Origin of the sequence: Vibrio pacinii DSM 19139, assembly GCF_000711795.1 — a bacterium.
GTDB classification, from domain to species: Bacteria; Pseudomonadota; Gammaproteobacteria; order Enterobacterales; family Vibrionaceae; genus Vibrio; species Vibrio pacinii.
Genome location: NZ_KL543978.1, coordinates 76,737 through 85,655, shown reverse-complemented (window position 1 = coordinate 85,655; position 8,919 = coordinate 76,737). Strand labels below are relative to the sequence as shown.

At 44.1% G+C, this 8,919-nt stretch carries 7 protein-coding genes and 1 pseudogene; 2 read left to right on the top strand and 6 right to left on the bottom strand.

The window, feature by feature from the left end; genetic code table 11:
* On the top strand, positions 1-2,004 hold a 2,004-nt coding region (locus tag BS19_RS18445; protein WP_038177350.1), incomplete at its 5' end, for an Ig-like domain-containing protein.
* Positions 2,005-2,140: 136 nt separating this feature from the next.
* On the opposite strand, the pseudogene BS19_RS20665 reads toward BS19_RS18445, so the two are convergent.
* The 3 genes and pseudogenes from BS19_RS20665 to BS19_RS18435 all read right to left on the bottom strand — a co-directional run.
* Positions 2,141-2,320 (bottom strand): annotated as a pseudogene (locus BS19_RS20665) (IS110 family transposase); the annotation flags it as partial.
* Between the two features lie 82 nt (positions 2,321-2,402).
* Positions 2,403-2,894 (bottom strand): VOC family protein, encoded by a 492-nt coding sequence (locus BS19_RS18440; RefSeq protein ID WP_038177349.1) that lies wholly within the window; start codon positions 2,892-2,894, stop codon positions 2,403-2,405.
* 298 nt (positions 2,895-3,192) lie between these two features.
* Positions 3,193-3,531: a hypothetical protein gene (locus BS19_RS18435; protein WP_038177348.1), complete on the bottom strand. Its 339-nt coding sequence runs from the start codon at positions 3,529-3,531 to the stop codon at positions 3,193-3,195.
* Between the two features lie 649 nt (positions 3,532-4,180).
* On the opposite strand from BS19_RS18435, the gene BS19_RS18430 reads away from it, so the two are divergent.
* Positions 4,181-5,446, top strand: coding sequence for a RidA family protein (locus tag BS19_RS18430; RefSeq protein WP_038177346.1), 1,266 nt, complete (start codon positions 4,181-4,183; stop codon positions 5,444-5,446).
* A gap of 78 nt (positions 5,447-5,524) precedes the next feature.
* Here the strand turns inward: BS19_RS18430 and proX are convergent, their stop codons facing one another.
* Genes proX through proV form a run of 3 tightly spaced genes read right to left on the bottom strand, consistent with a single transcriptional unit; the run spans position 5,525 to position 8,797 of the window.
* Positions 5,525-6,523, bottom strand: coding sequence for a glycine betaine/L-proline ABC transporter substrate-binding protein ProX (gene proX, locus BS19_RS18425; RefSeq protein WP_038177345.1), 999 nt, complete (start codon positions 6,521-6,523; stop codon positions 5,525-5,527).
* Entirely contained in the window at positions 6,520-7,605 is a 1,086-nt protein-coding gene (gene proW / locus BS19_RS18420) for a glycine betaine/L-proline ABC transporter permease ProW (RefSeq protein WP_038177344.1), read from the bottom strand. Before proW ends, proX begins: the two co-directional genes overlap by 4 nt.
* A 4-nt stretch (positions 7,606-7,609) precedes the next feature.
* Positions 7,610-8,797: a glycine betaine/L-proline ABC transporter ATP-binding protein ProV gene (gene proV / locus BS19_RS18415; protein WP_038177342.1), complete on the bottom strand. Its 1,188-nt coding sequence runs from the start codon at positions 8,795-8,797 to the stop codon at positions 7,610-7,612.
* Between the last annotated feature and the right edge of the window lie 122 nt (positions 8,798-8,919).

Below are 8,919 nucleotides of genomic sequence, written 5' to 3'. Positions count from 1 at the left end.
CTGCCATTAACTATCCCCGTCACTGTGACTGACAGCCATGGCGCCACTGACGTTCAACAATTGAATATTGTGGTCACTGGTACCAATGATGCGCCGCTACTATCGATTCAACCCGTTGATAATGCATCGGGTCATTTAACCGAAACGGATGTTGACTCAAGTGATACACATCAATTCTCGGTTGTACAGTCTAGTGGTAGCTTTGGTGAGCTAATAGTTAACTCTCAAACGGGTGGGTACAACTATGTACCGAGATCGACGGTAGTGGGAATGTCATATGATTCAACGACTAATACCTACAGTGGTTCTGATGTATTTGAAGTGCGCGTAACCGATAATCACGGAGCTGAATCCATTAAATATATTACATTTGATGTGCAATCGGCTCTAACGCCTTCTAGTACAACAGGTTACCAGATTCACAGTCATGTGGTTGCTCCGCCACAATTATCAACAGTAAGTCCTAATATTCATACTTCATCATTACCATTGACGAATAACGTAACTTTGGATCTTGATATGACTAGTGATACCGGTGTGTCTGAACATGATCACTTAACTCACGACAATACCCCAACCGTAAATGGGACATCGGAGATCCCTTTCTCTGTTATTGAGATCCATGACGGAAATTCATTGGTAGCTAAGGTCGTATCTGATGCTGCTGGTCATTATCAGGCTGATTTGCCTCATATGGTAGACGCAGTACATTCGTTATCTGCGATAGCCGTTTCACCATCATCAATCTTGGGTACTTCGGCACCTTTAGATTTGACCGTGGACACACAATCTGACTTGCATGTAAACCCAATTGCAGGAGATAACATCATTGATTCTGTTGAGCATGGGCACCTTTTAACTATAGATGGAACAGCAAATGGTATCGAGGATGGTCAAATCGTTACTGTGTCTATTGGGGGAAATAACCATCAAACTGTAATTAGCAATGGTTTGTGGTCGGTAGATATCGATGCTACTGAAGTACAATCTTTAAAAGGCGGTCTCCACGATGTGCTTGTCAGTTCAGAAGATCGAGCTGGTAATGCTGTTAGTTCAAATAACCCACTTTTTGTGAGTGATTCCTCAACACCAGTGCCTTCTATGAGCTTCCAAACGCCTCCTAAGCCTACGGGTGGTGGCTCTATTGGGACCCATATTTCAGGTACTATATTGGTACCACCGTTATTGCAACAGCTTAACCCGCAAGCCTCTGGCTCGGGTGGTTGGGGTATAGATGATGGTCATGGTCATACTGTGACAAGTCTTCAGGGTGACTATGGAACGTTAACAATTGATCCTGCAACCGGACATGTCGAGTACATTTACAACACTGCTCCGGTACAAGGAATAAAGGCAGCGGGTGGCACGCATGTTGCCGGACAAACAATTACGGAAGAGCACCATGATATTTTTAAGGTTGTTTATCATGACGTTCATGCTTCAGATGTAGATGTTAAAGTGGATTTAGATGTGACTTATATTCACGGTCATAGTGGTCATAACCAAATGTCTACTCATCTTATGGATATGACTCTGACTCCAGCATCTTTATCGCCAGCTCCACCGGTACAGCACGATGAGGCTGTACATGAAGATGTAGTGGACGAGTTTACGGTCGATATTCTCGATGATTCGGATGGAATGGCTAATAGTTCGGATATGAATGTATTGGTTGATGGTCTAAATCATCAATCGGCTCCCCAGATAAAGCCTATCGATCATTATTTAGACATGGTTGGCGTCCCAGATAGCCAAGTGCCTACTAGTGACGAGCAATTATCGGGACACAACTTGCCAATAGTTGAAGATATAATCGATCACTCCTTAGATGATGCCTCTTCTCATTTGGATGGCGAATCTACCCATGACCCATTGCTCGATACTATAGATGACCATCATCGTGATAAGAATCTGCCGGAAGGACTCGATGATCATCAATCAGATACTTCACAAAGTGACGATTTGTTACATCAAGGGGTTAACGACATGCATAATCATATATAAGTGCTGAAATGGAAATTTGGGTCGTTCGCAAATTGGGCAATGATATTTTTGAACGACCCGAGGCGATTTGCACCATCAAAACTGGATACAAAACTAAGCGATTTTCCATACTTTTAGTTATTAATTGATTTCTAATATTTAGTTCGAACTCTAGATGGATAGAGCCGATTCTGTTCATACAAGCGGTGGGCTCTCTAATATATCCGCTGCGTACATTTCGAATGATAGATACTACTTGAGCTGATTCGGTCTTTGCTGAAGAGAATCTCATTTTTGGTCGCGAGGCTGCCTCTGCAATAGCGTCAGCATCGATGAATTATTTAGACAGTAGAACAACAATGCCCACGAGATCAAATATCTAGTGGGCATTGATAATCTTTACTTAGCGAGTGAAAGAATTACTCGTAATCAGAAGCGTAAGTGTCTTCGTAAGAGTGCGAGTAGAACTCAAATAGGTTACCAAACGGGTCTTCTAGGTAAACCATTTGTGCTTGCTTAGAATCATCTTCTGGGTGGTAACGGTGAATATCCATGCGCACTTTACCGCCAAACTCTTCTACGCGTTTGATTGCTGACTCAAATTGCTCTTTTGGTAGTTGTAGACAGAAGTGGAAGATACCTAGGCGAGAGAAGTCAACGTTGTGACGCTCTTCACGGTCAACCATTTCGAACAGCTCAACACCAATACCATCTGTTGTTACTAAGTGAGCAATGTTGAAGCCTTTAAAGCCTTCACCAAATACTGCAATACACATACGACCGATTGCAGATTCGCGCTCTTCGATTACTTTAGTGTTGTTCATAACAACGCGAAGACCTAACGCTTTAGTGTAGAATTCTACAGCTTTGTCCATATCGCCAACCATGATACCAACGTGATTCATTTTCATAACTTTCTCCAAAAACTGATTTGATTATTTGTTTCGTGTCTTGTGTCGATGTGGAAAAGTATAAGGATCAATTAACAGTAAGAAAAATTATGATTTTTTATAAAAATAATAACTAAAATTTATCGCGTATCTTTATAGAATAGAAGTTCGTTTTTGACGAAACTGTGTGGGTTCATTTTTGTCCAAGGATGTGCCTGTGTGAACACCGCTAGCAAGTCTCTGCCCCTTTTAATAATCGAAACGCTTGCGGATTGAACGGTTAGCGCTAAGTCGTCGCTCTCAACGTATTGAATAACGTTCAATCCATTCGGGTAATAAAGGTTTGCTCGTCATCCACAAAAGCCACAAAGCCACCGTGATAGATAAACACCCGACCACGCCCCTCAACTAGACAGGCAAGCTGTGGGTTCAAATCTTCTTCGTTATCCTGGCTTTGAAAAGTGCCAGTGTCGGTGATGACGCCGCTGAGTGTAGGCAAATATCCATAAGTGCGCTTGGCTTGATCAATCAGGCTCAATTCACTGGTGCTAGAGAAGTAAGCGGGAATAGACCCAGCTTCTTCAATAAATAGAGGTTTCAGTTCTTCAAAGGCGGTAATTACCAGCCAGTCAATGCCGTTTACATGATGGATAAACATAGATGCTCTCGATAATTGTGATGTGAAGATTTTATCACTATCAAGAAAAAACGTAGTAGAAATTTAGTCGCTAAAGGCGGTAATCCTGTGTGACTTCTGGACATTCACTAGGCCAACTAGAAACACGTTTTTATCCAATAGTGAGTTACAGCATTAAATGAGACTCCCGTAGGAATTTTTTTGCTCCGAAAATAAGTCCGTTGTCTGTTATCTACTCATTAACAAATTGTCATGGCTATTCGCATTAGTTTGCAATATTGTTGATGATCAAGGCTTTATGCAGTTATCACGGCTTAACAAGCAGGGCGATAAGACCAATCACCTCAAAATCCGCTTGACGATGTGAGCTTGATATCAAAACTGAATCAAAGTCAGGCACTGCGACTAAGAAAAATGCCGGGTTAAATTCAATTTGTGGGGATGTTTAGTGACATCAGCCTGTTGCGATTTATGATTCGCTGATCACCAGCGGATATTTAGTCGTTCAGTGACTAATTATCCGTACCATCTAGCCAACGTCGGTGCATTTTTAATTTGAGTTTTATCACACTCACGTCTAATCCTATCTCTTACTATGGCGCCACTTATCCCAATAACCCTACTAAAGACAAAGTTATATTGTCTTAAAAATTTAAGGATACCTATCTCAATGAGTGGCGAAATTATCAAAGTATCAAGAAATACTGAGCAGGCACCGATCAATGCGCTATCAAGCCAGAGTGTTGCATTTTCTCACTACAACAATATTTCTGCTCAACTACCCTTAGACCCGCAATCTGGTGAAATAGTCGTGGGTGATGTCCGAGATCAAGCCAAACAGTGTCTGAATAATATCAAAGCGATTGTCGAGAGCATTGGCCATGTGATGGATGATGTGGTCAAAATTAATGTCTTTGTTAAAAGCATGACCGATTTAGCGGCAGTAAATGAAGCCTATGACGCTTATTTTGATACTCAGTTACCAACACGCACTGTGGTTGAAGTTGCAGCATTGCCACATGGTGACGCTCTAATTCAAATGGACGCGCTCATCTCGAATGGTGAAGGAACCAAGCCGCAAGCCCCGTGTGATTTAATTAAACTATCAAGAAATAGTGATAATGCACCTGTTAGCCAGTGGTCAACTCAAACGGTTGCCTTCTCTCACTACAATAATATTGGTGCTCAGCTACCTATCTGTCCGACTACTGGCAAAATCGTTGACGGTGGAATTAAAGCGCAAACAGCCCAATGTCTGCGAAATATTAAGACCATTATGGAGAGCATTGATGTGCCGTTTGACGACATTGTCAAAGCGAACATTTATCTAACCGACTTGGCCGACTTAGAAGCCGTTAACCAGGTTTACACGACCTTCTTCCCGGACTCTTCCATTGCACGCACAGTGGGTTATATGCCAGCTCGTTCGGTGATCAAAGCGAATGGCTTGCCGATGGGAGCGTTGGTGCAAATTGATGCTGCTATCTCTCATGGTGACGGCACGCCGCCTCAAGAAATCGAGGACCGACACGGCATTGTGATTCGCACCAACAACACGGTTGATGCACCAATTTGCCCGCTTTCGACGCAAACTGTCGCTTTTTCTCACTACAACCACCTTACTGCGCAATTGCCAGTGAAAACCCATGGTGGTGCCTTGGTAGAGGGTGGGGTAACAGAGCAAGCTAAACAGTGTCTTAACAACATCAAAGCGATTGTTGAAAGCATCAGTCATAACATGGACGACATCGTTAAGATCAACATCCAATTGACGGATGTGGCAGACTTGGCTGCGATTGATACTATATACGCGGGCTTTTTTAGCGGTGATTTACCAGCAAGAACCGTCATTGGTGTCTCAGACATTCCATTAGGCGCTGCTGTTCAGATTGATGCCGTGGTGTCTAATGGTGAAGGCACGCCACCAACGCATTAATTTGTTGACTCTTTGTCGTTTAAAATAATAAGGGAGCGCTAATGAGCGCTCCCTTTCGATGTTATGTATTACTGAGCTTTATAGTGCAGCTTGTTTGGCTTCTTTCACCCACGAATCAAATAGCTGTTGGTTTGCTTTAATCCAACCATTGACGTGCGCTTCGATATCAGAAGAGCTATTCTTACCTTGGCTCATCATCATGTTTTGTGCACTGACATCATTAATATTAAGCTTCATGATTTCGAACAGTTTGGCCGCGGCTGGGTTGTTTTGAGTAAACTCTTTATTAGCAACGATACGCATAGAGTTCATTTCAAAACCGTAGTTCTTGCCATTGGCCAGCGTGGTATCGACATTTTTACGTTCGCCCGGTAGTGCAGAAAATGGCACTTCAAGCCAAACAACATCTTCTCCAGGGACAAGTACGCCACTCACCCAATATGGTGTCCATGTGTAGTATAAAATCGAATCGCCTTTGTTATAACGCGAAATCGTATCGGCGATGATCGCGGCATAATTACCTTGATTGTGGCTTACGGTGTCGCGCAGTTCAAACGCATTCAATTGTTCTTCGATAACCAGCTCACAACCCCAGCCCGGGTTACAACCGGTTAAATCTGCTTTACCGTCGCCATTAGCATCAAACAGTTTGGCAATTTTAGGATCTTTCAGCTGGCCGATGTTGGTAATGCCGTATTTGTCTGCGGTCTTCTTATCGATTAAGTAACCTTGCGCAGCGCCACTGACATACTGGCCTTGACGTGAAAACTTGTCATCACCACCCGACATGGTGTATTTGTCGGCATGCAGTGGGAACCAACCTACCGCAAGAAAAGTGGCATCACCTTTAGCAATTGAGGTGTAGCCAACGTTGTAGTCGACTTCTTTGGTTGGTTGAACTTCATAGCCGAGCTCTTCTAAAGCTCGATTTACAATTAAAGTTTGAAACGTCTCTTCAGCAACGGATGATTGTACAGGTTGAACCGTTACCCCAGCGCCCGGCAATTCATTTGCCGTTACGCTTGTTGCTAGTGTGAGTGCACTGATTGTCAGTGTTGTCTTCCATGAGTTGTTCATTTAGTTTTCTCCTTAAGTGTAACTTGAGGTTCATTCTGATTAGTGAGTAATTTGATGACGAATGAAACTGGACCTGTGTGGTACCAACGAAGCTTGGTGTTACCTGCATTTGCGCCTAGCTCTTGGGTAATACGGTCAAGTAGGATGGCAAGAATGACAATGCCTAAACCACCGACGGCAGCAAGTCCCATATCTAGGCGGCCAATACCGCGCAATACCATTTGTCCAAGCCCGCCAACAGCGATCATTGACGCGATAACGACCATTGATAGCGACAGCATCAAGGTTTGGTTCACACCAGCCATGATGGTCGGCAGTGCGAGTGGTAACTGAATGCGATACAACATCTGTTTACTGCTAGCACCAAAAGAGTGGCCCGCTTCAATCAGTTCTTCTGGCACTTGTTGGATGCCTAAGATGGTCAATCGCACCACGGGTGGCAGGGCGAAAATAATCGTTACGACCACCCCAGGAACATTACCGATACCAAATAGCATCACAATCGGTACTAAGTAGACAAACGCTGGGGTTGTTTGCATTGCGTCGAGTATTGGTCTGATAATCTTAGCGGCGGTATGACTACGAGCGAGCCATATACCGAGTGGCAAGCCTATCAATAGGCAGAAAAACACCGAAGTCATTACCAGCGAGAGGGTGGTCATTGCTTGTGACCAAGCGCCAATTAGGCCGATAAAAACCAGTGATACGAACGTTGCGACGCCAAGTCGTAGGTTCGAAAACTGCCAAGCTAAAAGAAATAAAAATACCAACATAAATGGCGCTGGTGTCGAGACCAGTGCCGTCTCAAATGATGTCAGAATGAAGTCGATCGGCACACGAATTGCCTGAAACACTGGTCGACCGTGGTCAACTAACCAGTTCAAACCAGACTCAACCCAAGTGTCTAACGGCAGTACGGCGTCTTGGAACGGATTCATGATATCGAATGGGGCTTGTTCAACCGTCTCGCTAGTTAACCAATCGTTAGTTGGTGCGTTACTAGTTGACGCTTGTCCCCAAGGGTCGCTTTGTTGCGTGGTAGTTTGCGACCATGGGTCATTGTTTGTTTGCTCTGATGACATGGCGCTAATCCTTATCTAACGTTTGCAATAATCGTGACTTGGTTACGACACCGAAGTAAGTACCTTGCTCGTCGACAACAGGAACGGAGTAGGGAACGCCTGCAACGGTACCTAGAATGTCATTAATTGATTGGGTTGGTTCGAGTGTAATGCCATCATCGAGCTGCGCACTGGTTAGAGAGCGATTCTCTTTGTGCGCGGCGCGCAGAGAGTCAACTGACACGATGCCCGAATAGCGACTGCTGCGATCAACAACAATGCCGTATTCACGATCATTATCCATCAATATCTGCATCGCCGAAGCTGGACCATCGTGCTCAGACTTTTTGAATACAGCGGCCGGGTTCTTGCGAGCAATGTCTTTCGCGGTAAGGATACTGGCGACGTTAACGCCACGGAAAAACGCGGCCACGTAGTCGTTGGCAGGTTGGTTTAAAATCTCATCAGGTGTGCCGACTTGTACCACGTCGCCATCTTGCATAATCGCAATGCGATCACCAATACGCATCGCTTCGTCGAGATCGTGGGAAATAAAGACGATGGTACGTTTATCATCGTTTTGTAGACGGATCAGCTCATCTTGCATTTCCGTGCGGATCAGAGGGTCAAGCGCTGAAAACGCCTCGTCCATTAATAAGATATCTGGGTCACAAGCCAGGGCACGTGCTAAGCCGACACGCTGCTTCATACCGCCAGACAGCTCGTCTGGAAACACGTCGCAATAAGCATCAAGGCCTACGCGTTCAAGTGCCTCAAACGCCGATTTTTTGCGCACATCCGTTTCTATGCCGGCAAGCTCTAAACCAAACGCTGCGTTCTCGATTACCGTCATATGTGGCATTAGGGCAAAGTTTTGAAATACCATCGAAATATTATTGCGGCGCACTTCGCGTAGCTCATCATCAGTGATGTGGGCAATATCTTTACCTTTGAATAATACGTTGCCTTTAGTGGGTTCGATGAGACGATTGAGTAGACGGACTAGAGTCGATTTGCCTGAACCAGAAAGGCCCATAATGACGAAGATTTCACCTTCATTGATGCTGAGCGAGACGTCATTAACACCTATGGTTAATCCTGTTTTCTCAAACACTGCATCTTTGTCCGCGCCTTTTTCGATCATATCGAAAGCGCGTTGTGTGTCTTCTCCAAACACTTTATACAGTCCCTTAACTTCCAGTATGGGATCCATGATTTTTCCTTTGTTAGGTAATGTATCAGTATAAAATCACTTAGAACTCTAATGAAAATTTGATTATAAATCAATGAATGTCGTACCGTATATTGTGAGTGGTACAATAAAAAGTTGATATT